The organism is Micromonospora humida (assembly GCF_016901255.1).
Taxonomy (GTDB): domain Bacteria; phylum Actinomycetota; class Actinomycetes; order Mycobacteriales; family Micromonosporaceae; genus Micromonospora; species Micromonospora wenchangensis.
On sequence record NZ_JAFEUC010000007.1, the window covers coordinates 335947 to 357822 of the forward strand.

Below are 21876 nucleotides of genomic sequence, written 5' to 3' on the forward strand. Positions count from 1 at the left end.
GGAACGAGGACATGTCCGTCGCGTCCGTGACCACCGACGACGACCGGCCGGCCGTCGACACCCCCGCCGTCGACACCCCCGCCCGCCGGGCCGGTGGCGGCCTGCTCGACCCCCGGCAACTGGCCGGGTCCCTGCCCGGGGCGCTGCGCAAACTCGACCCGCGCACCCTGTGGCGCAGCCCGGTGCTGCTGATCGTGGCGATCGGCGCGGCCTTCACCACCGTCCTGGCGGTCGCCGACCCGTCGGTGTTCGGCTGGGCGATCACCGGCTGGCTCTGGCTCACCGTGATCTTCGCCAACCTCGCCGAGGCGGTCGCCGAGGGCCGGGGCAAGGCGCAGGCCGCCTCGCTGCGGCAGGCCAAGCGGGACACCATCGCCACCCGCCTGGTCGGCTGGGCACCGGGTGCCCGCGCCGACACCTACACCGACGAGGCGGTGCCCGCACCGCAACTGCGGCAGGGGGACGTCGTCCTGGTGAGCGCCGGCGGGATCATCCCCGGCGACGGCGACGTCGTCGAGGGCATCGCCAGCGTCGACGAGTCCGCGATCACCGGCGAGTCCGCCCCGGTGATCCGCGAGTCCGGCGGCGACCGCAGCGCCGTCACCGGCGGCACCCGGGTGCTGTCGGACCGGATCGTCGTGCGGATCACCCAGCGGCCGGGGGAGAGCTTCATCGACCGGATGATCGCCCTGGTCGAGGGGGCCGACCGGCAGAAGACACCGAACGAGATCGCGCTGAACATCCTGCTCGCCGCACTCACCCTGATCTTCCTGCTGGCCGTGGTCACCCTCCAACCGTTGGCGATCTCCGCCAAGGGCTGGCAGGCCGCGGCCCCGGACACCGGGGCGGTCACCGGCACCGGGGTGACCGGGGTGGTGCTGGTGTCCCTGCTGGTCTGCCTGATCCCCACCACCATCGGGGCGCTGCTGTCGGCGATCGGCATCGCCGGGATGGACCGCCTCGTGCAGCGCAACGTGCTCGCGATGAGCGGCCGGGCGGTGGAGGCGGCGGGGGACGTCAGCACCCTGCTGCTCGACAAGACCGGCACGATCACCCTGGGTGACCGGCAGGCCACCGCGTTCCTGCCGGTCGACGGGATCACCGCCGGCGAGGTGGCCGCCGCCGCGCGGCTGTCCAGCCTCGCCGACGAGACGCCCGAGGGGCGGTCGGTGGTGTCGCTGGCCGCGCGGGAGTTCGACCCGGGTGCGTCGGCGCCGGACCCGCTGCCGTACGCCGACTTCGTGCCGTTCACCGCGCAGACCCGGATGAGCGGCGTCGACCTGACGCCACCTGACGCGCCGGCCCGCCAGGTCCGCAAGGGTGCGGCGACCGCGGTGCTGGCCTGGGTACGGGAGCACGGCGGCGCGCCGGACAGCGGGATCGACGGGATCGTCGACGGGATCGGCGGACACGGCGGCACCCCGCTGGTGGTGGCCGAACACGTGGCCGGGGAACCCGCCCGCGTGCTCGGCGTCATCCACCTCAAGGACGTGGTGAAGGCCGGGATGCGGGAGCGGTTCGCCGAGCTGCGCCGGATGGGCATCCGGACCGTGATGATCACCGGCGACAACCCGCGTACCGCGCAGGCGATCGCCGACGAGGCCGGGGTGGACGACTTCCTCGCCGAGGCCACCCCGGAGGACAAGCTCGCGTTGATCCGCCGGGAGCAGGAGGGCGGCCGGCTGGTCGCGATGACGGGGGACGGCACCAACGACGCCCCCGCCCTGGCCCAGGCCGATGTCGGCGTCGCGATGAACACCGGCACGTCGGCGGCGAAGGAGGCCGGCAACATGGTCGACCTGGACTCCGACCCGACGAAGCTGATCGAGATCGTCGAGATCGGCAAGCAGTTGCTGATCACCCGGGGCGCGTTGACCACGTTCAGCATCGCCAACGACGTGGCGAAGTACTTCGCGATCATCCCGGCCATGTTCGCCGGCCTCTACCCGGGCCTGGACCGGCTCAACGTGATGCGGCTGGGCAGCCCCGAGTCGGCGATCCTCGCCGCGGTGATCTTCAACGCCCTGGTCATCGTCGCGCTCATCCCGCTGGCGCTGCGCGGCGTGCGGTACCGGCCGGCCGCCGCGTCGGCACTGCTCGGCCGCAACCTGCTGGTCTACGGCGTCGGCGGCCTCGTCGCGCCGTTCGTCGGCATCAAACTCATCGACCTGCTCGTCCAGTACGTCCCGGGGATCTCGTGATGCGTCTACCCGCCTGGCTCGCCCGACACCTCGCCGCCCTGCGTGCCCTGCTCGTGTTCACCGTGCTGCTCGGCGTCGCCTACCCGCTCGCCCTGGTCGCCGCCGGCCGGCTCCCCGGTCTCGACGCGAAGGCCGACGGATCGCTGCTGACCGTGGACGGCCGGGCCGTCGGCAGCGCCCTGATCGGCCAGTCCTTCACCGACGCCGACGGCAATCCCGTCCCGCGCTACTTCCAGTCCCGCCCGTCGGCGGCCGGCGACGGCTACGACCCGACCGCCTCCGCCGCCTCGAACCTCGGCCCGGAGAGCGTGGTGGACACCCTCGCCGCCGACCCGCGACAGTCGACCCGGAGCCTGCTCAGCCAGGTCTGCGCGCGCAGCCGGGCGGTCGGCCTGCTCGACGGCGTCGACGGGCGGCGGCCGTACTGCACGCCCGACGGGGTGGGCGCGGTGCTGGCCGTGTTCCGCGCCGATGGGCTGACCGGCCGGATCATCCGGGTGGTCAGCGTCAACCAGACCGCCCCGGCCACCCCGTTCGTCGCCTCCTGGCAGGGGGTGCCGGTGGAGCTGGCGCAGCCCGGGGAGGACTACCGGGCCGCCGGCGGGCTGGTCACCCCGGTCCGGGGGGACGCGCCGGAGCACCCCGCCGTCCCCGCCGACGCGGTCACCGCCAGCGGCAGCGGCCTCGACCCGCACATCAGCCCCGCGTACGCCGGCATCCAGGTGGCCCGGGTGGCGCGGGAGCGGGGCGCGGACCCGGCGGTGGTGCGGCGGCTGGTCGCCGAACACACCACCGGACGGGCGCTCGGCTTCATGGGTGCCCCCGCGGTGAACGTGCTGGAACTCAACCTTGCCCTGGACCGGAACCTGCCCGCCCGTTGACCCCCGCCCGGCCGGCACCCCCGCCCGGGGTGCCGGCCGGCGGTCGCGCCCCGGGGCGGTACGCACAGCGGGAGGATGGACGCGTGCCACGAGGTGAACTGCGCATCTACCTGGGTGCCGCCCCCGGCGTCGGCAAGACGTACGCGATGCTGGAGGAGGCCCGGCGGCGGGCCGGGCGGGGCACCGACGTGGTGGTCGGCCTGGTGGAGACGCACGGCCGGCCGCAGACCGCCGCGATGATCGGCGACCTGGAGGTGCTGCCCCGCCGCCCGCTGCGCTACCGGGGAACCGACCTCACCGAGCTGGACCTCGACGCCGTGCTGGCCCGCCGCCCGGAGCTGGTCGTCGTCGACGAACTGGCCCACACCAACGTGCCCGGCTCCCGGCACCAGAAACGCTGGCAGGACGTCCAAGAACTGCTCGACGCGGGCATCTCGGTGCTGTCGACGGTCAACGTGCAGCACCTGGAGTCGCTCAACGACGTGGTCGCCCGGATCACCGGCACCACCCAGCGGGAGACCGTCCCGGACGCCGTGGTCCGCGCCGCCGGGCAGGTCGAACTGGTCGACATGACCCCGGAGGCGCTGCGCCGGCGGATGGCGCACGGCAACATCTACCGGCCCGACCGGATCGACGCCGCGCTGGGCAACTACTTCCGGGTCGGCAACCTCACCGCGCTGCGCGAGCTGGCCCTGCTCTGGCTGGCCGACAAGGTCGACGACCAGCTCGACCGGTACCGGGCCCAGCAGGGCATCTCCGCCACCTGGGAGGCCCGGGAACGGGTCGTCGTCGCCCTCACCGGCGGCCCGGAGGGGGAGACGCTGATCCGCCGGGCGGCCCGGATCGCCGCCCGGAGCAAGGGAGCCGACCTGCTCGCCGTGCATGTGGCCCGCAACGACGGGCTGGCCGGGGCGGACCCGGCCCAGCTCGCCCGGCAGCGGGTCCTGGTGGAGAGCCTCGGCGGCAGCTACCACCAGGTGCTCGGCGCGGACGTCCCGGCCGCCCTGCTCGACTTCGCCCGGGGGGTCAACGCCACCCAACTGGTGCTCGGCGCGAGCCGGCGCGGCCGGTTCGCCCACCTGTTCGCCCGAGGCGTCGGCGTCACCACCACGGCCCGCTCCGGGGCGATCGACGTGCACCTGGTGACCCACCCGCAGGCCGGGCGGGGCCGGCGCGGGGCGGCGGTGCCGGCGGCGCTGTCCCGGCGACGTCGACTGCTCGGGTTCGCGCTCGCCGGGCTGGGCCTGCCGCTGCTCACCCTGCTGCTGTCGGTGCTGCCGGACCTCACCCTGACCAACGACATCCTGATCTTCCTGGCCGGGGTGGTCGGGGTGGCGCTGGTCGGTGGGCTGTGGCCGGCGCTGGTCGCCGCGCTGGGCGGATCGCTGCTGCTGAACTGGTTCTTCACCCCGCCGTACCGCACGCTGACCATCGCCGAGGCGGACAACCTGCTCGCGCTGGGCGTCTTCGTCGCGGTGGCGGTCGCGGTGAGCTGGGTGGTGGACGTGGCGGCCCGGCGTACCCGGGAGGCGGCCCGCGCCGCCGCCGACGCGCAGACCCTGGCCACCGTCGCCGGCAGCGTGCTGCGCGGCGAGCGACCGCTGCCGGCGCTGCTGGACCGGCTGCGGGAGACCTTCGCGCTGCGCGCGGTCAGCGTGCTCGAACTCGCCCCCGACGCCCAGGGGCGGCCCGGCCGGGCCCACGAGGAGGGCGTGTGGCGTCGGGTCGCCAGCGTCGGGGTGGATCCGGCCGGCAGCCCCGGCGCGGGGGAGACCACGGTGCCGGTCGACGAGCGGCTGACCGTGGTGCTCAGCGGCCGTCGGCTGGAGGCCGCCGACCGGCGCATCGTCGAGGCGTTCGCCGCGCAGGCCGCCGTCGCGCTGCGTCAGGAACGGCTCGCCGAGGAGGCGGCCACGGCCCGGCCGCTCGCCGAGGCCGACCGGTTGCGCACCGCGCTGCTCGCCGCCGTCAGCCACGACCTGCGTACGCCGCTGGCGTCGGCGAAGGCGGCGGTGAGCAGCCTGCGCAGCCCGGATGTCGAGTTCGACCCGGAGGACCGGGCCGAACTGCTCGCCACCGCCGACGAGTCACTGGACCGGCTCGGCCGGCTGGTGGCGAACCTGCTCGACATGAGCCGGTTGCAGGCCGGCGCGCTGGGCGTCACCCGCACCGCGGTCGGCCTGGAGGACGTCGTACCGCTGGCCCTGGACGAGCTGGGGCCGGCCGCCGCCGAGGTGCGCACCGACATCCCCGCCGACCTGCCGGCCGTCGACGCCGACCCGGGCCTGCTGGAACGGGTGCTGGTCAACGTCGTCGCCAACGCGCTGCGGCACAGCCCGGTCGGTCGGCCCCCCACGATCACCGCCAGCGCCCACGCCGGGCAGGTGGAGCTGCGGGTCATCGACACCGGGCCCGGTATCCCCGAGGACCGCTGGGAGCACGTCTTCCTGCCGTTCCAGCGCCTCGGCGACCGGGACAACCAGACCGGGGTGGGGCTCGGACTGGCGCTGTCCCGAGGGCTGGCCGAGGCGATGGGTGGCAGCATCACCCCGGAGACCACCCCCGGCGGGGGGCTGACCATGGTGCTGCGGCTACCCGCCGCCGACGAGAGGCCGGACCGGTGACCCGCATCCTGGTCGTCGACGACGAACCACAGATCCTCCGCGCACTGCGGATCAACCTGCGTGCCCGGGGGTACGACGTCGAGGTCGCCGAAACCGGCACGGCCGCGCTGAAAGCCGCCGCCGGCCACCCGCCGGACCTGGTGGTGCTCGACCTGGGCCTGCCCGACCTCGACGGCGTGGAGGTCATCCGGGGCCTGCGGGGCTGGACCACGATCCCGGTCATCGTGCTCTCCGGGCGGGCCGGCAGCGCGGACAAGGTCGCCGCCCTCGACGCCGGTGCCGACGACTACGTCACGAAGCCGTTCGGGGTGGACGAACTCCTCGCCCGCATCCGCGCCGTCACCCGCCGCCTCGCCTCCTCACCCGTCGACGCGACGGCCACCGCCCGGGTGGGCCGGCACACCGTCGACCTCGCCACCCGCACCGTCACCCGGGACGACGGCACCGAGATCCGGCTCACCCCCACCCAGTGGGCGGTGCTGGAACGGCTGCTGCGCAACCCCGGGAAGCTGATCAGCCAACGCCAGCTCCTGCACGAGGTGTGGGGGCCGGAGTACCAGCAGGAGACCAACTACCTGCGGCAGTACCTGGCGCAGTTGCGGCGCAAGCTGGAGGACGATCCGGCCCGGCCCCGGCACCTGATCACCGAGCCGGGCATGGGCTACCGCTACCGCCCCTGACCGGCGCGGCCCTGTCTCAGGCCGTGCCCCGGCGGTCACCGGGCCGGCGACGCCCCGCCTCCATCACCGGGCGTCGTGCCCTATCCGGCGACAAGTCCGATCGCCAGGGCGACGACGGCGAGCAGCGGGGGGAGGAGCTGCTTGAGCGCGGCGCTGGCCTTCGACGGTGCCGAGACCAGCAGCACCAGCCCGGCGGCGATCATCGACCCGGCACCGACGAAGACCAGCGTCGCGCCGACGGCGTGCGCGCCCATGGCGTACGCGACGATGCCGACGACGATCGCGACGGCCAGGAACAGGTTGTAGAAGCCCTGGTTGAAGGCGAGCTGCCGGGTCACCTCCGCCTCCTCGCGGCTGGTGCCGAAGACCGCGCGGGCGCGGGCGCTGGTCCAGACGACGGACTCCAGGTAGAAGATGTAGACGTGGATGAGGCCGGCGATGCCGGCCAGGACGAGCCCTGCGACGACCACGACCCTGCCTCCTCGGTTCGCGCGGAACGGAGATGTCCGCCACCGTCATTCTTCCTGTCCGCCGTGCCCCCGAATCAGGTGGTGGCGGGTTTCCCGTGCGCCTCCTACGGTGGGGGAGACGTGGGGGAGGTTCAGGTTGCTCGACGCGGGTGACGCGGTGCGTTGGCTCCAACTCGCCGCACCCCGCGGTGGGCCGGACGACCTGCCGATGCTGGTGAACCAGGTCGCGCCAGCCATGGACGCCACCGAGATCGTGATCTACCTGGCGGACTACCAGCAGGCCAGTCTCGTACCGTTGCTCGGTGCCGGTCTCGACCGGGGTGAGTTGTCGATCGAGACGACCCTGGCCGGCCGGGCGTTCACCGCTCTCGACGTGCAACGCGCCGCCGACAGCCCGGACCGGGTCTGGGTGCCGCTGCTCGTCGGGTGCGAGCGGATGGGCGTGCTGGAGATCGTCTCGCCGGCCGCCGGGGAGCGGGCCATCGACGGGCCGGCCTGGGAGCTGGCGACCTGCGTCGGTCAACTGGTGGTGAACCGCCGGCCGTACGGCGACGTCGTCGAGCGGCTGCGGCGGCGGCTGCCGATGCAGGTCGCCGCCGAGATCGTCTGGGGTCTGCTGCCGCCGTTGACCTTCGCCACCGACGAGATGGTGCTCACCACCATCCTCGAACCGTGCTACGACGTCGGCGGCGACATCTTCGACTACGCGCTCAACGGCGATGTGCTCAGCGTCGGGCTGTTCGACACCTGCGGGCACGGCATCCGGGCGAGCACCCTGGCCTCACTGGTGGTCAGCGCCTACCGCAACGCCCGCCGGTGCGGACTCGACCTGGTCGACACGGCCCTCAGCATCGACAAATGGGTACGTTCGGAGCACCCGCACCTGTTCGCCACGGCGCTCCTCATCGAGCTGGAGCCGAGCACCGGCCGGCTCCGGGTGATCAACGCCGGTCACCCGGGCGCACTGCTGCTGCGCGACGGCAAGGCGATCCGGGAGCTGCCGGGCCCGACCGCGCTACCGCTCGGCCTGGGCCACCTGACGACCCAGCGCCCCGAGGTGTACGAGGAGGAGCTGCATCCCGGGGACCGCATCCTCGCCTATACCGACGGCATCACCGACGCGCGGGGCGGCGACGGGGAGCGGTTCGGGTTGACGCGGCTCGTCGACTTCGTCAACCGGGCCCTCAACGACCAGTTGGCCACCCCGGAGACGATGCGCCGGTTGGTGCGCGCGGTGGTTGCCTACCAGGAGGGGCAGCTCGACGACGACGCGACGTCGCTGCTGCTGGAGTGGCGTCCGCCGCGTACCCCACTGCCCCACCTGCCCGGGGACCCGACGCGGGAGGGGTGAGCGGCCGTGGCGCGGGGCGGTGGCCGGCTGGCCCGGCACCGGACGACGGGGTCACCCGGCCGGGTCGGTGTCCCGGTCGCTCGGGCGGGGCACCGGCACCGGGTCGGTCCGCTGGGGCCGGTCGGGCTCGGTGAGCTGGAGCAGGCGGTACATGGTGCGCCTTAGCAGCACCGCGGCGTCGCCCGGGCGGGCGGTCAACGCGCCCAGCACCGCTGCCGGGTCGATCCCGCCGGTGAGAGCGAGCTGGGGCAGCAGCGGCCGGTGCGGGTCCAGCCGGGGCGCGTGGAGGGCGAGCAGATGTTGCGGCGTACCGGGGGCGGGCGTCGGCCCCGGGGCGGGGAGCACCAGGGTCCGACGTCCGACGGCGGCGGCGTAGGCGGTGACGGAGCCGTGGTCACCGATGACGTGGTCGGCGGCGACCACCGGGGCCCGCCAGTCCTCGCTCGGTCCGGGCAGCAGCAGCCCGGCGTCGAGGCAGCTCCGGAGCCAGGCGCGGATCTGGCGGTGCCCGTGGGCGGCCCAGATCGCCGGGTGCAGCAGCGCGGCGACCCGGTAGCGCTCGGCCGGGAGCTGTGCCATCACCTGCGGTAGCAGGTCGGGCCAACGTCCGAAGCTGCCGTCCGGGCCCCAGGTGGAGGCGACCACCACGAGTTCCTGGTTTTCGTTCAGCCCCATGGCCCGCCGGTAGTCCGGGCGGTGGGGCAGGCTGGCGACGAGCCGGTCGACGCAGGGGTCACCGACGACCACCGCCGTCCCGAGCGCCTGCGGGCACTGCCGTCGCAGCACCTCCACCTCGTAATCGTGGGAGAGGGCGAGAGCCGCCGGGAGCACCCGTCCGTCGTGGGTGAGCCGTTGCGCGTCGAGACCGTAGACGGGGCGGTCGGCGGGTGCCGGTCCAGCGGTCGGGCCGGAACGCACCCGCTTGCTGCGCCCGGCTCCGTGGGCCAGCAGCAGCAGGGGCGCGTGGAGTTGGTGCAGCCCGCCGTGGGCGGCGGCGAGGCCGAGGTCGAAGCGTTCCCGGACGGCCTGCTGCCAGGGCAGGACGAGCGCGCCGAGCCCGTCGAGGAGCTGTTCCACCCGGTGGTTGAAGACGTCCGGGGCGATGGTGAAGACCACCTGCACCCGGGGGTCGCTCTCGACGTACCCGATGACGTCGAGCAACCGGTGGCAGCTCGCGAGGGTGTGGGTCACGACGAGCACCGTGTGGCAGCCCGACCGGGTCACCCAGCGGTCGGCATCGATCCCGATGGGAGCGGGTGACCACGCCGACGTCATGGCTCGCCCCTTCGGTCGTCCTCTCCTGCTGTCCGATCAGGACGGTACCGTCGACGCGGGGCTCCCGGCAGCTTCGGGCGGTCCACGCACACGGCGACGGCCGGCCGACCCGCGACGCGAAGCGGCCGGGACCGCCACGGCGGTCCCGGCCGCATCCCTGCCGGCGGCGGGATCACCCGTCCAGCGGCTTGATCCAGATGTTGCGGTACTGGACCGGGTTGCCGTGGTCCTGGAGCCGGATCGCGCCGGCCGCCGGGCCCTCGGGCCGACTGCCGCCGGTCGGGCCGAGGATCTCCACGTCGTCGTGCACGGTGACGCCGTTCCACACCACGGTGACCCGGGGGTTCGCCACCTTGACGCCGGCCGCGTCGTAGCGGGCCTGCCGGTACTCGATGTCGTACGTCTGCCAGGTCTGCGGCGGGCGGGCCGCGTTCACGTCGGGCGCCTTCTGGGTGTAGATGGCGGCGGCGTCGTTGTTCTGCGGCGGGTCGATGCCGAACGAGTCGAGCACCTGGATCTCGTAGCGGTCCTGGAGGTAGACGCCGCTGTTGGCGCGCTGCTGGCCGGTCACCTCCGGCGGGTAGAGCGGCAGGTTGAACTCGACGTGCAGCCGGAAGTCGCCGAACGCCTGCACGGTACGCAGGTCGCCGCCGCGTACGGTCATGGTGTTGCCGTCGAGCGTCCACTCCGGTTCGCGGCCGTCGGTGTGCTGCCACTCGGTGAGGTCACCGCCGCCGAACAGGGTGATCCGTTCCCCGCGCGGCCGGACGGCGAGCACGTCGAGGTTGACGTGCCCGGAGTCGGCGCTCTCCTTGCGGTACTCGACGATGTTGCGGCCCCGGCGCAGGTGCGCCTTGCTGGTGACGGTGCCCCACTCCTCCCAGGTGACGGTGGACGGGAAGACGGTCTGCCCGATTCGCTTGCCGTTGACGTACAGGCTGAGTTGCTTGGGGCCGGAGAACGGGTTCGGGCCGTTGCTGTAGCGCATCGCCAGGTCGTGGTTGCCGGCCTCGGGGACGTCGACGGAGATCCGGGTCGACGCGCCGTCGTCGGCGAACCCGGCGGCGAAGCCGGCACCGGAGTAGGCGGCGTGGTCGGTGGCCATCCCGACGCCGACGGTACGGCCCTCCTCGGCCTCGAAGAAGGTCTGCGGCTGGGCCACCCGGCCGGGGATCTCGTTGAGCGTGTACCACGCCTCGGTGTTCCACAGCTGCTCGCCGTCGGCGGCGGAGAACGGGCGCGGCGAGCGGACGTGCACCACCCGGTTCTCCTTCAGGCCCGGAATCCGCAGCCGGACGGTGCGCCCGTTGGCCGCCAGCACCGCCCGGGTCACGGTGAGTTTCTCCAGGTCGAGCTTGGGGCCGCCGTACTGGCTGGTCGCCCCGTAGCGCCACTGCGTCACCTGGTACGCCTCGGCGAGCCGGTCGGCCGTCTCGGCCGAGATGGGCTCGGTGTACTCCAGGTCGAATCCGTTGGCGGTGGCGCGCATCTGCTTGACCTCGAAGGTCGAGGTGCCGTTGGGGGTGAGTTTCTGTAGGCCGTAGCTGAGTTTGCCCTCCTGGCCCCAGTTGCCGCCGGCCCCCACGCCGCCGGTGTAGACCGCGCCGTCGGGGCCGAGGGTGACCTCGTTGACGCCGGCCTCCAGGCCCTGCGTGTGCCGGAACACCGCCCCCTGGTACTGCCCCTCTACCTCGTCGAGGTACACCCGTTGCAGGCCGCCGTAGGTGACGTCGCCGACGACGAGCTGCCCGGCGTACGGGCCCTGCGTCAACAGCACCGGACTGGACGGGGAGTTGCCGATCTCGTTCTGCGGGAGCCAGACGATCGGCCGGGTCACCGGCTTGTCGTCGTACGGCCCGTCGGGGGTGGTGTAGTGGTTGAAGAACGCCCCCTGCTGGATCTGGACCAGCTTGGACGCGGGCAGCCAGCCGCCCTGGTTGTCGGTGACGAGGACCTCGCCGCGCGGCCCCCAGCCGATCCCGTTCGGGGTACGCAGCCCACCGGCCACGTACGTGATCTTGCCGGTCCGGGCGTTGACCCTGATCGAGGTGCCCCGGTTCGGCGCGGGCTGCGGCACGGTGGTGGCCCCGCCCTGGTTGATCGCGACCGACAGGTTGAGGTGGAAGAACCCGTCCCGGTAGAGCAGGCCGAACGCGAACTCGTGGAAGTTGCCGCCCCACGGCCAGGTGGCGACCGTACGCCGATCGTCGGCGACGCCGTCGTCGTCGGTGTCGCGCAGCGCGGTCAGTTCGTGTTTCTGGCTGACGTAGACGGTGCCGTCGACCACGGCGACGCCCTGCGGCTCGCGCAGCCCGTCGGCGAACCGGTGGTAGGTGACCTGGTCGGGGCCGGTCGCGCCGGTCGCGCCCTCGGCCACCCAGACCTCGCCGGTGGCGTTGTCGGTGCCGCCCCAGGTGCTCAGCACCAGCGCACCGTCGGGCCGGAACGCCATCCCGGTGACCTGCGGCCGGAACCCGTCGGGGCGCAGGTCGGTGAGGGTGTAGCCGGGGTGTACCCGGTCGAGCGGCAGGCCGTCGCCGGCCGCGTCGGTGGCCCCCTCGCAGTACTTCCAGCCCGGCGCGGTGACCCGGACCACCCCGGCGTCGGTGCTCAGCGCGGAGGTCGGCACGAGGGTGAAGTCGGCGCTGCCGGGCGGACGCCATTCCAGCCGGAGCACCTGGCCGCCGCCGTCGTCGAAGTGCTCGATGCGCAGCGGGTGCAGGCCGGCGGTGAGGGTGGTCGACCCCTCCTTGGCGGTTTCCCCGTGCAACCCGTCGTGGTCGACGACGACGGTGTCGCCGATGCTCAGTCGGGAGCCGTCGTCGCTGGTGAGGCGGAAGGCGTAGGTGCCGTCGACGGGTGCGGCGAGGTTGCCGGTGACGTGGCTGACGAACCGGTCGGCGAGCCCGAAGTCGTCGGTGCTGGTCCAGTTGACCTGCGGCATCAGCTTGTCGACGTTCGGCGTCTGGGCGGGCTTGAGGGTGCACAGCGCCGACAGCGGGGTGCCCATGTCGTACGTGCGCAGGGTGACGCCGGGTTCCTGGGGCGGCAGGTCGGCGGCGGGGGCGGCGGTGGCCGGGGTGACGGACCCGGTGGCGAGGACGGTCGCCAGGGCGGTGCCGGCGGCCACGAGCGCGGATCTGCGCCGCCGGTGCGGGGTGGTCATGGTGCCTCCAGTGGTGGTGGGCCCGGCCGGGGGACCGCGCCACTTTCTCCCGTTGGCGGTTCGGTATGGAACGCGTCACACCGAAGATTGATCGCAGACACTAACACTTTGAATCGATTCGGGGAAACTTTTCGATGGTTGTGCAAAAGTCGACCGGGGGTGGGTCGAATCCACCGGCTCGTGGGCTGGTCGCCGGGGTCGGGGGTGAGGCACTATGCCCATGGAATCCGCGCAGCTCAAGCCAGGACTGGTAGGTGAACCGTGCCGCTGCCCCGTCGCGTGGTCGTTTCCGGTGTGGTCGCCACGGCCGTCCTCGGCGCGGCGGTGGGCGTCGCCGTCTGGGCCGGCCGGGACGATCCGGCGTACCAACCGCCGACGTCGCGGGTGGTGCAGCCCGGCGCACCCGGCCAACCGGGACGGCAACTGTCCGGCACCGACCTGTCGCAGGTCTCACCGCCCGGGTTCACCGCCGCCGACAGCCGGTTCGTGCAGGGCATGATCCCGCACCACACCCAGGCCCTGGCGATGACCGCGTTGCTGGCCGGGCGTACCACCAGCCCGGACGTGACGCTGCTGGCCAAGCGGATCGAGGTGTCGCAGGGCGACGAGATCGCCCGGATGCGCGCCTGGCTCGCCGAGCGCAACGTGCCGGCCGCCGGCGGCCACGACGGGGCGGCACACGACGCGCTCATGCCGGGGATGCTCACCTCCGCCCAGTTCGACCAGCTCAAGCAGGCACGTGGGGCGGAGTTCGACAGGCTCTTCCTCACCGCGATGATCCGCCACCACCAGGGCGCACTGACCATGGTGGAGCAGTTGTACGCCGCCGGCGGTGGCCTGGAACCGGCGAGCGACCAGTTCGCCCGCGAGGTCAACGCCGACCAGGGCATCGAGATCCAGCGAATGCAGCAGATGCTGGCCAAGCTGGGCTGAGTCACCGCCCCGCCCGGCGCAGGCCCGGCTGCCCCCCGGCCTGGCCCGCGTAGGGCCGGGGTCGGCCTCCATGGGCGGCGTCGGCTCGTCATAGGGAGCCGGGAGCGGCCGGGGCCTGCCCAGCGACGCTGGGCAGGCCCCGGTTCTGCATGACCCGCCGGTCCGTCGGACCGGTCGGGTTACCCGTCGAGCTGGTCGATCAACGCGCGTGCGTCGCGGACCAGCAGGTTGCGCGCCCCGATGGCGTTGAGCGCGCCGGCCTGGTCGAGGAAGGTGGTCAGGTGCCCGACCGCCTCCGCCGGCTGGCCTGCGGAGGCCGCCGCGCCGGCCTTGCCGAGGCTGGTGGTCAGCTTGTCGGCGTTGCCTGCGCTGACGGTGCCGGCGGACCGGTAACCGTCGACGAGGGCCTGCAGGTCGGCGAAGGACGTCGTGGTGGTGAACATGACGGACCGGTTGGTGGTGTTACCGGCCTTGTCCTTCGCGGTCACCGTCAGGGTGTGGCTGCCCAGCGGGAGGCCGGACAGGTTGACCGTCGCCCCCCGGGCCACCCGCTTGCCGTCCAGCAGCGCGCTGTCCGGGTTGATGCCGGGCCCGGAGCCGGTGTCGGTGACCGTCCAGTCCACCGTTACCGTGCCGGAGTCACCGTACGCCGTGCCGTCGGTCAGCCCGGACACCTGCACCTCGGGAGCGGTCCGGTCGATCTTGAGCCACTGGCTGCCCTGCCGCGAGGTGTTGCCGGACCCGTCGACCGCCCGGTACCGCACCGAACCCCTGACCTCGGCACTGATCGTGGCGACGCCGCTGGCCGGCACGTCCACCCAGGTCACGCCGTCGTCGACGGAGTACTGGCCGGCCCACATGCCGGGGATCAGGCCGGTCAGGGTGAGCGTGACGGCACCGGTGTACCAACCGTTGTTACCGGTCGGCTCGGCCGGGCCCACCGTGGCGGAGACCCGGGGGTTGAAGGTGTCCGCGAGGTCCACCACGGCCTGGCGGAGCGTCCCGTACGCCGCGCCGTCCAGCCGGTCGGCGAGCGTGCGCAGTTGCGCCTCGGCGGCGAACCGCTTGCCCTCGGCGGCGAAACCGCTGGCCCGGCTCAGGGTCGTGTCGACCTCCGCGCTCAACGCCGGGTCGATCGCGCCGGCCCGTACCCCCTGGTCGTGGTACGCGCGGACGAGCGCGAAGCTCGGCGTCCAACTGATCTTCGGCTGCCCCTGTGCGTTGAACCCGGCGAGCTTCACCTGGGCGGCGGCCTCGATCTCGGCCGCCGACAGGTGGGCGCTGGGCTTCAGTGCGAACACGTCGAAGCCGCGGGCGATCTCGTTGCCGTACAGGTTGCCGTTGTACCAGTACGCCGACCAGAAGCCGCCCAGCACGAGTGCGTTCGGGTTGACCGGGCCCCGGTCGAAGTACGCGATCTCGCGCGGGTTCTTCGAGTCGGTGAAGTCGAACACCGAGATGCCACCCTGGTACCAGGCCTGCATCATGACGTCGCGGCCGGGCACCGGGATCAGCGAGCCGTTGTGCGCGACGCAGTTCTCCTGCAGCGACTGCGGCACCGGCAGCTTGTAGTAGCTGGCGAAGGTCATCTTCCTGTCGACGATGTCGAAGATGGCGTTGGCGCCCCACTGTGGCTGGTCGGTGTCGCGGCAGCGTGCGCCGCTGCCACCGCCCCACTCGTCGGTGAAGATCACCTTGGTGCCGTCGTTGTTGAACGTCGCCGAGTGCCAGTACGCGAAGTTCGGGTCGGCGACCTCGTCGATCCGCTTCGGGTTCGCCGGGTCCGAGATGTCGATCAGAATGCCGTTGCCCTGGCACGCGCCGGCCGCGAGCCCGATCTCCGGGTATGCGGTGATGTCGTGGCAGGCGTTGGTGTTCGGCGTCGGCGACCAGGTCGACCCGGACGGGTGCCGGGGCGTGACCGGGCCGTTCTGGAGGCCGTCGACCCGACCGGTGACCGGGTCCTGGAACAGCCTCGGCTGGTTCACCACGGCGGCGTCCTGCGGCGCGGCTACCGGCACCTTGATGACGTCGATCCGCCACCGCGACGGGTTCTCCCCGTCGGCGGCGTTGTTGTTGCAACCCTCCATCGTGGTCGCCGGGCGGACCGAGGTGGTGCCGGAGACGTAGACGTAGACGTTGTCGGCGTCGCGGGGGTCGGTCACCACGGAGTGCGTGTGCGAGCCACGGCAGAGTTGGACGGCGGCCACCTGCACCGGGCTGCGGACGTCGCTGATGTCGAAGACCCGCACCCCCTGGAACCGGGTGCCCACGTTGGGGTTGGTGCCGCAGTCGACCCGACCCCGGCTCTCCTCGACCGACATGAACAGCAGGTTGCCCTGCACCGAGAGGTCACCCTGCCCGCCGGGGCACACGACGCTGGTGACCAGCGTCGGCTCGGCCGGGTCGGCGATGTCGACGATGGTGAACCCGTTGTAGTTGCCCTGGAAGGCGTACCGGCCGCCGAAGGCGAGATCCGAGTTGTAGTACCCGCCGTTACCCGGGTTCGTCGGGTCGACGAACCCGGCGGGCTTGTCGCGGTGCGCGACGTGTTCCAGGTTGCTGATCGCGGACTGTGCGTCGAGCCAGCCGCCGCCGAGGCCGACGCGCGGATCGGGTTCCGCCGCCGACGCGGTGCCGGGGAACGCGCCGGCCAGCAGCAGCCCCGCGGCTATCAGGCCGAGGGTCCGTCGACCCCGGCGTGCCCTGGTGGTTGGGGGAGTTGTCATGTGTCGCCTTCCGATCGAAGACCAGCCGCGACGTCCACATCGGGAGAAACGCGTCGCGTGAGTAAGGACCGTACCGACCGTGCGGTGCTGGTCAAGATGTCCATGTGAGCTATGTACGCGTTTGCGCGGCAAGCCGTACGCAATTGCTCCCGGGTGCTCACGCAGGTCACGACAGTCGTAGGAGCCGCTGCCCCGGTCCTTACGCCACTCGTCGAGTCGCCGGCTGCCGCCGGGACGTACCCGTACCCGGCGGACGTCTCCGAGCGCTCATGTTCGGTTTCTGGCACCGTGGGTACGAGGTACCGCGTCACCGGATGTCCGGTACGCCTCGACGAAGGGGGTTCAGGTGGAATTCACGCTGTCGACCCGCCGGGAGGGGGCCGGCACGGTGGTCGAAGTCGCCGGTGACCTCGACATGAGCACCACGCCCCGGTTGCGCGAACGGTTACGCGAGGTGGTCGAGGGTGGCACCCGGGTGGTGGTGGTCGACCTGACAGGCGTCGGGTTCATGGACTCCAGCGGCCTCGGCGCGCTGGTGGTCGCCTATCGTGAGCTGCGGGAACGCGACGGCTGGCTGGGGCTGGCCGGGGTGCGCAGGTCGGTCCGCACCGTGCTGTCGATCACCTCGGTCGACCAGGTCATCGCCATCTTCGACACGGTGCGCGACGCCGAGGCGGCGGCCCCGGTGGCGTGAGCGTCCTCAGCCGGACGGGGCGCTGGCCCGGTCGGTGTCCGCGCCGGCGGTGCTGCGGCGCGGCCCGTGGTCGCCGTACCAGTCGATGATCATCAGGGTGGCGTCGTCGGCCAGTTCGGGGCCGGCGGTGGCCAGCGCCGCGTCCGACAGCGCCCGGACCGCCTCGCGGGGGTGCAACGACGCGATGTCGTGCAGGGCGGCGGGCAGGTCGAGATCGGCGGCGTTGCGTTCGCGCATCCCGTCGGTGACCACGACCAGCCGGTCGCCGGGCCGCAGGACGACCTCCCCGCTGCGGAACCCCGCCTCGGGGAACATGCCCAGCGGAAAGTTGCCGGGCAGCTCCAGCATCGTGGTCCGGCCGTCGCGGACCAGCATCGGCGGGACGTGCCCGGCGTTGAGCAGTTCGCAGCGCCCGGTGGGCAGGTCGATCCGGCCCAGCACCGCCGTCACGTACGCGCCACGGACGTTGGCGTGCGCGGCGATGGCGCGGTTGGCCTCCTCGGCCTGCCCGGTGAGGCCCATCCCCCGGCGGCGGGTGTTGCGCAGGCTGCCCACCCCGAGGGTGGCGGTCAACGCGCTGGCGACCCCGTGGCCCATCGCGTCGGTGACGCTGAGGTGCAGCGCGTCCCGGGCCACGCTGTAGTCGAAGGTGTCCCCGCCGACGCTCGCCGCCGGCTCCAACCAGCCGGAGAGGGCGAACGCCCCGGCCTCGCAGGTGAACGAGGCGGGCAGCAGCCGACGCTGGATCTCGGCGGAGAGGGTGAACGGGGTGCTGCGCTGCCCCCACTCGAACAGGTCGGTGTGCCGCCGGTTGGCGATCACCACGAACGCCAGCGCGTGCGCCGTACGGGCGACCCGCTCGATCACCTCGGCGTCCGGCTCGTCGGGCAGGTCGATCTCCAGCAGGCCGATGGCCTCACCACGCTCGGTGACCGGGGCGAGCAGTGTCCACCGTCCGTCGCCGGGAAGCACCCGGGGGACCTGGTGACGGACCGCCTGCTCGTAGGGGCCGCCGTCGAGGGGCAGCACCTCGGCGAGTTCCTCACCCTGGCGGCGACCCGGCCCGGCGACGCCCGGCTGATGGGTGAGCCGGACCAGGGCCCGGCCGCTGAGGTCGGCGATCAGCAGGGAGACACCGAGCGCGTCCAGCGCCGTGGCGATCGCCCCGGTCACCGCCTCGACCGCCTCGACCGGCGCGGCGTCCTCGGCCGACTGCAGCATCTCGGCCAGCACGATCTGCTCGCTGTCCTCCATCTGTGGAGCATATGCACTCCCGGTGCCGGCCGCCTCACGGGCGACCGGCCCGGCGACCGGGCGGTAGCGGTCCCGCCCCGGGCCGCCGTACGGGCGGTGACCCGACGGCCGCGGCCGGATGGTCCGGTCAGCGGCGGGCCAGCGCGGACTCCAGCCGACTGATCAGCGTCCTACGGCCCCTGCCCCGGCGTTCGGCCCGCAGGGCGGCCCGCAGCTGTGCGGTGTCGAGGTCGCGGACGTGCTTCGTCGCCTCGGCCACGGTCAGCTCGGTCAGCGAACCACCCGAGGTGACGTTGCGACGTGCGCGTCTGGCCGGGCCGGTGTTGGCCACGTACTGCCGGCCGGAGGCCGACGCCCGGCGCTTGCGCGCGTCGGTGGCCCGCTGCTGCTGCGGGGAGAGCTGCTTCCATGCCTTGTCGGGCAGGTACCTGTCGGTTTCGCCGTCGTGCCGGGCCCGGGTGGTGCCCTGCCTGGTCCGCCACTTCTGGTCGCCCCAGCGACGCAGGGACTGCTGCCGCTCGTCCCGCGGGCCCTGGTAGCCGCCGCCGCGCTGCTGGTACTCGCGGGTCAGCAGTTGCGACTTGCGCGCCGACCACTGCCCCGGTCGCCCACCCCGGTCGCCGGCCCGGATCTCCTCCTTGAGCTGCTCGCGCAGCTCGGGTTTCGTGTAGCGCGCCATGGGCGCGGATTACCCGTGGCCGCCCGCCGTACTCACCCGTCGGCGAGCCGGCCGCGCAGCGTGGCCAGCGCCCGGCTGATCAGCCGGGAGACGTGCATCTGGGAGATGCCGACCCGGTCGGCGATCTCCGACTGGGTCAGGTTGCCGTGGAACCGCAGGGTCAGGATCAGGCGTTCGCGTTCCGGCAGGGCGGCGAGGGCGGGGCCGAGGGCGACGTGGATCTCGACGAGTTCGAGGTCGTGGTCCTCGGCGCCGAGGGTGTCGGCGAGTTCCATGCCGCCGTCGGTGCCGATGGGGGTGGACAGCGAGGTCGCCCGGTAGGCGCGGGCCCCCTCCAGACCCTCCAGGACGGTCTCCTCGGACAGGTCGAGGTAGCCGGCGATGTCGGCGACGGTCGGCGACCGGCCCAGCGTGTGGGCGAGGGTGCCGTTCGCCTCGCTGATCGCCAGGCGCAGCTCCTGGAGCCGGCGGGGGACCCGCACCGACCAGGTGCGGTCCCGGAAGTACCGCTTGATCTCGCCGATGACGGTGGGGATGGCGTACCCGGTGAAGGCGACGCCCCGGGCCGGGTCGAAGTGGTCGACCGCCTTGATCAGCCCGACCGCCGCGGTCTGGATGAGGTCGTCGTCCTGGACGCCGCGCCCGGCGTAGCGGCGGGCCAGGTGCCGGGCGAGCGGCAGCCACGCCTCGATGGCGCGTTCCCGCAGGGCCGGCCGACGCGGATCGTCGGCCGGCAGGGCCGCCATCGCGGCCACCAGCTCGTCGGCGGTGGTGCCGTTCGGGTCGAGGACCGGTTCGGAGGTGCTGAGCATGCTGGACCTTCCGCAGGTGCCCGCTGATCGGAGGCGACACATCGGCTGACGCCGGAGCACGCGGACGGGCTGCGCGCTGTCGCAGGGTCACGATCACGGGCACGGTCACCGCGTCATGTCATCCATCTGTTGGATGCGACGCTACCCGAACGGACTGGTAATTACCAGACGAACGGTTGATATTTGGCTGGTGGGTCGCCCGGTGCCCGGTCAGTGGCTGAACGCCTCCCGCCGGCACGCCGTCATCTTGGGCGACTGGAAGTCACCGTTCGGGCCGACCTCGGTGATCCCGAACTCGCCGTCCTCGTCGGGCGTGGTCAACCGGTAACCGGCCTTCTTGGCGCACTGGTACCACTCGCGCTGGTTGTCCCGGAACGCCGCGTTGTCCGTACGCTTCTGGCGCTCCTCGAAGAACTCCGGCTCCGTCGACCGGCACGCCGCCCGGACCCGCTTCGCCTTCGGGTCGTTCTGGCTCTCCCTCCAGATCACGCTGCGGCCGTCCTCGTAGCCGGGGCCGCCCTCCTTCGCCACACACCGTCCCCAGACCGCCCGCAGGGCCTCGATCTCGTCGTTGGTGGCGTCGAGGGGGATCAGCGGACGCCGGTCCTCGACGTCGGCGCGACCGGTGGCGCTTGTGGTGGGGCTCTGCACCGAGGCCACCCGTGAGCCGTCGACCCGGTCGTCGGTCGGGGCGGCGGAACAACCGGCGAGCAGGCAACCGACCACCAGTGCCGGTAGGGCGAAGCGACGGGCCGGGGTGAGGAACGTGTGCGACATGCTGCCCACGGTCGGGGCGTGATGTCAGGAACCCGTGTGGATTCGGCGGACCTGACAGGTTTCTGAAGAACCGTCGCCATGCTCGCGGTGTGTCAACAGAACAGTCACCAGCGCAGAGCCCACCGCGCCGTACCGGCCGACGCGTCGTCGTCCCGGCCGTGCTGACCCTGGTGGTGGCGGTCGTCGCCAGCGGCGTCGTCTGGTCCGTCCACCGTGCTCCGGCCACGGCCGGCGGGGACCCGCCGGTCCCGGTGCAGACCACCACCGTCGTACGGACCGACCTCGCCACCACCGTGTCGCTGACCGGCACCCTCGGGTACGGGCGGGCGGAGCCGGTGAAGGGCGGCCGCAGCGGGACGGTCACCTGGCTGCCGGCGGCCGGCGCGACGGTCACCCGGGGCAAGCAGCTCTACCGGATCGACGACCGGCCGGTGCCGCTGTTCTACGGCGGCCTGCCGCTCTACCGCGACCTGGCCGAACCCGGCACGGTCGGCCGCGACGTGCGGGTCGTCGCCACCAACCTCAAGGCGTTGGGGTACGAGATCGGCTACCAGCCCGTACCGGGGGAGAAGGTCTCCCGACCGGTGAAGCCCGCCACCTCCGTCCCGCCCACCGGTCAGCAGACGGCACCGGAGCAGGACAGGGGCACCTCCGGGCAGGGCGCGGCGGCACCCACGCCGACGGCCGCCGCCCCGGCCCGGGTCGTCGTCCGCAAGGGCGAGGGGGTGCTGACCGGCTCGCTGATGCGGGCCATCAAGCGCTGGCAGCAGGACGCCGAACTGCCGGTGACCGGCCGGATCGCCGTCGGCGACGTGGCGGTGCTGCCCGGCGCGGTCCGGGTCGACGCCGTCACCGCGCTGCGCGGGGACCCCGCCGAGACGCCGTTGTTGACCGTCACGCCGACCGCGAAGGTGATCACCGTCCAGGCCGAGGCGGCCGAGGCCGGCACCATCCAGCGGGGCGACCGGGTGACGGTGACGCTGCCGGGCGACAAGACCGTCGACGGCACCGTCTCGGCGGTCGCCACCGCCGTCACCCAGGACGACAACGCCGGCCCGACCGGCACGCCGAAGCGGGCCGTCACGGTGACCGTGGACGACGACCCGACCGGGATCGACGCCGCCGACGTGCAGGTCGACCTGGCCGGCGAGACCCGGGAGGGCGTCCTCGCCGTACCCGTCGGCGCGCTGGTGGCGCTCAGCGAGGGCGGCTACGCGCTGCAACTGGCAGACGGTGGACGGTTCGTCGCCGTCACCACCGGCATGTTCGCCAAGGGCATGGTGGAGGTCTCCGGCGACGGGATCACCGAGGACCTCGCGGTGGTGACCGCCTCGTGACCGTGCTGGCCGT

At 73.0% G+C, this 21876-nt stretch carries 16 protein-coding genes; 8 read left to right on the top strand and 8 right to left on the bottom strand.

The window, feature by feature from the left end; translation table 11 throughout:
* The first annotated feature begins 11 nt into the window (after positions 1–11).
* The 4 genes from kdpB (at position 12) to JQX11_RS16980 (ending at position 6386) form a co-directional block, all read left to right on the top strand.
* Entirely contained in the window at positions 12–2201 is a 2190-nt protein-coding gene (gene kdpB / locus JQX11_RS16965; protein ID WP_204925908.1) for a potassium-transporting ATPase subunit KdpB, read from the top strand.
* Positions 2201–3082, top strand: coding sequence for a potassium-transporting ATPase subunit C (locus JQX11_RS16970; protein ID WP_204925909.1), 882 nt, complete (start codon positions 2201–2203; stop codon positions 3080–3082). Before kdpB ends, JQX11_RS16970 begins: the two co-directional genes overlap by 1 nt.
* A gap of 83 nt (positions 3083–3165) precedes the next feature.
* Positions 3166–5706, top strand: a complete 2541-nt coding sequence (locus JQX11_RS16975; RefSeq protein WP_204925910.1) for a DUF4118 domain-containing protein — start codon at positions 3166–3168, stop codon at positions 5704–5706.
* Complete coding sequence (locus JQX11_RS16980; protein ID WP_204925911.1) at positions 5703–6386, top strand: response regulator; 684 nt, start codon at positions 5703–5705, stop codon at positions 6384–6386. The genes JQX11_RS16975 and JQX11_RS16980 overlap by 4 nt, the downstream gene beginning before the upstream one ends.
* Positions 6387–6466: 80 nt before the next feature.
* On the opposite strand, the gene JQX11_RS16985 is transcribed toward JQX11_RS16980, so the two are convergent.
* Positions 6467–6856, bottom strand: coding sequence for a DUF1304 domain-containing protein (locus JQX11_RS16985; protein ID WP_204925912.1), 390 nt, complete (start codon positions 6854–6856; stop codon positions 6467–6469).
* Between the two features lie 136 nt (positions 6857–6992).
* Between JQX11_RS16985 and JQX11_RS16990 the strand changes: the two genes are divergently transcribed.
* Positions 6993–8207 carry a PP2C family protein-serine/threonine phosphatase gene (locus JQX11_RS16990; RefSeq protein WP_232377969.1) on the top strand — a complete coding sequence of 405 codons (1215 nt, stop codon included), beginning with the start codon at positions 6993–6995 and terminating at the stop codon, positions 8205–8207.
* A gap of 51 nt (positions 8208–8258) precedes the next feature.
* Here JQX11_RS16990 and JQX11_RS16995 read toward each other — a convergent pair whose 3' ends face one another.
* Positions 8259–9398, bottom strand: coding sequence for a hypothetical protein (locus tag JQX11_RS16995; protein WP_204925913.1), 1140 nt, complete (start codon positions 9396–9398; stop codon positions 8259–8261).
* A gap of 256 nt (positions 9399–9654) precedes the next feature.
* Positions 9655–12648, bottom strand: coding sequence for a 3-keto-alpha-glucoside-1,2-lyase-like domain-containing protein (locus JQX11_RS17000; protein WP_204925914.1), 2994 nt, complete (start codon positions 12646–12648; stop codon positions 9655–9657).
* Positions 12649–12909: 261 nt separating this feature from the next.
* Between JQX11_RS17000 and JQX11_RS17005 the strand changes: the two genes are divergently transcribed.
* The gene (locus JQX11_RS17005) at positions 12910–13581 is read left to right on the top strand and encodes a DUF305 domain-containing protein (RefSeq protein ID WP_204925915.1); all 672 of its coding nucleotides are present in this window, start codon (positions 12910–12912) and stop codon (positions 13579–13581) included.
* A gap of 179 nt (positions 13582–13760) precedes the next feature.
* On the opposite strand, the gene JQX11_RS17010 is transcribed toward JQX11_RS17005, so the two are convergent.
* Positions 13761–16310, bottom strand: a complete 2550-nt coding sequence (locus tag JQX11_RS17010) for an FIMAH domain-containing protein (RefSeq protein ID WP_232377970.1) — start codon at positions 16308–16310, stop codon at positions 13761–13763.
* A 346-nt stretch (positions 16311–16656) separates the two neighbouring features.
* Between JQX11_RS17010 and JQX11_RS17015 the strand changes: the two genes are divergently transcribed.
* Positions 16657–17004: an STAS domain-containing protein gene (locus JQX11_RS17015; protein ID WP_204925916.1), complete on the top strand. Its 348-nt coding sequence runs from the start codon at positions 16657–16659 to the stop codon at positions 17002–17004.
* 6 nt (positions 17005–17010) lie between these two features.
* On the opposite strand, the gene JQX11_RS17020 is transcribed toward JQX11_RS17015, so the two are convergent.
* From JQX11_RS17020 to JQX11_RS17035, 4 genes are all read right to left on the bottom strand, one after another.
* Positions 17011–18258 carry a PP2C family protein-serine/threonine phosphatase gene (locus JQX11_RS17020; RefSeq protein ID WP_204925917.1) on the bottom strand — a complete coding sequence of 416 codons (1248 nt, stop codon included), beginning with the start codon at positions 18256–18258 and terminating at the stop codon, positions 17011–17013.
* A 127-nt stretch (positions 18259–18385) separates the two neighbouring features.
* A complete protein-coding gene (locus JQX11_RS17025; protein ID WP_204925918.1) occupies positions 18386–18937 on the bottom strand; it encodes a hypothetical protein in 552 nt (183 codons plus the stop codon).
* Positions 18938–18969: 32 nt separating this feature from the next.
* Positions 18970–19749: a SigB/SigF/SigG family RNA polymerase sigma factor gene (locus tag JQX11_RS17030; RefSeq protein ID WP_204925919.1), complete on the bottom strand. Its 780-nt coding sequence runs from the start codon at positions 19747–19749 to the stop codon at positions 18970–18972.
* A gap of 210 nt (positions 19750–19959) precedes the next feature.
* Entirely contained in the window at positions 19960–20526 is a 567-nt protein-coding gene (locus tag JQX11_RS17035; RefSeq protein ID WP_204925920.1) for a hypothetical protein, read from the bottom strand.
* Between the two features lie 89 nt (positions 20527–20615).
* Between JQX11_RS17035 and JQX11_RS17040 the strand changes: the two genes are divergently transcribed.
* Entirely contained in the window at positions 20616–21863 is a 1248-nt protein-coding gene (locus tag JQX11_RS17040; protein WP_204925921.1) for an efflux RND transporter periplasmic adaptor subunit, read from the top strand.
* Positions 21864–21876 lie beyond the last annotated feature (13 nt).

Coding starts and splice junctions, on each gene's coding strand:
- JQX11_RS17030 (WP_204925919.1), bottom strand. CDS start 19,749: ATGCTCAGCACCTCCGAACCGGTCCTCGACCCGAACGGCACCACCGCC.
- JQX11_RS17025 (WP_204925918.1), bottom strand. CDS start 18,937: ATGGCGCGCTACACGAAACCCGAGCTGCGCGAGCAGCTCAAGGAGGAG.
- JQX11_RS16970 (WP_204925909.1), top strand. CDS start 2,201: ATGCGTCTACCCGCCTGGCTCGCCCGACACCTCGCCGCCCTGCGTGCC.
- JQX11_RS17020 (WP_204925917.1), bottom strand. CDS start 18,258: ATGGAGGACAGCGAGCAGATCGTGCTGGCCGAGATGCTGCAGTCGGCC.
- JQX11_RS17000 (WP_204925914.1), bottom strand. CDS start 12,648: ATGACCACCCCGCACCGGCGGCGCAGATCCGCGCTCGTGGCCGCCGGC.
- kdpB (WP_204925908.1), top strand. CDS start 12: ATGTCCGTCGCGTCCGTGACCACCGACGACGACCGGCCGGCCGTCGAC.
- JQX11_RS17035 (WP_204925920.1), bottom strand. CDS start 20,526: ATGTCGCACACGTTCCTCACCCCGGCCCGTCGCTTCGCCCTACCGGCA.
- JQX11_RS17010 (WP_232377970.1), bottom strand. CDS start 16,310: ATGACAACTCCCCCAACCACCAGGGCACGCCGGGGTCGACGGACCCTC.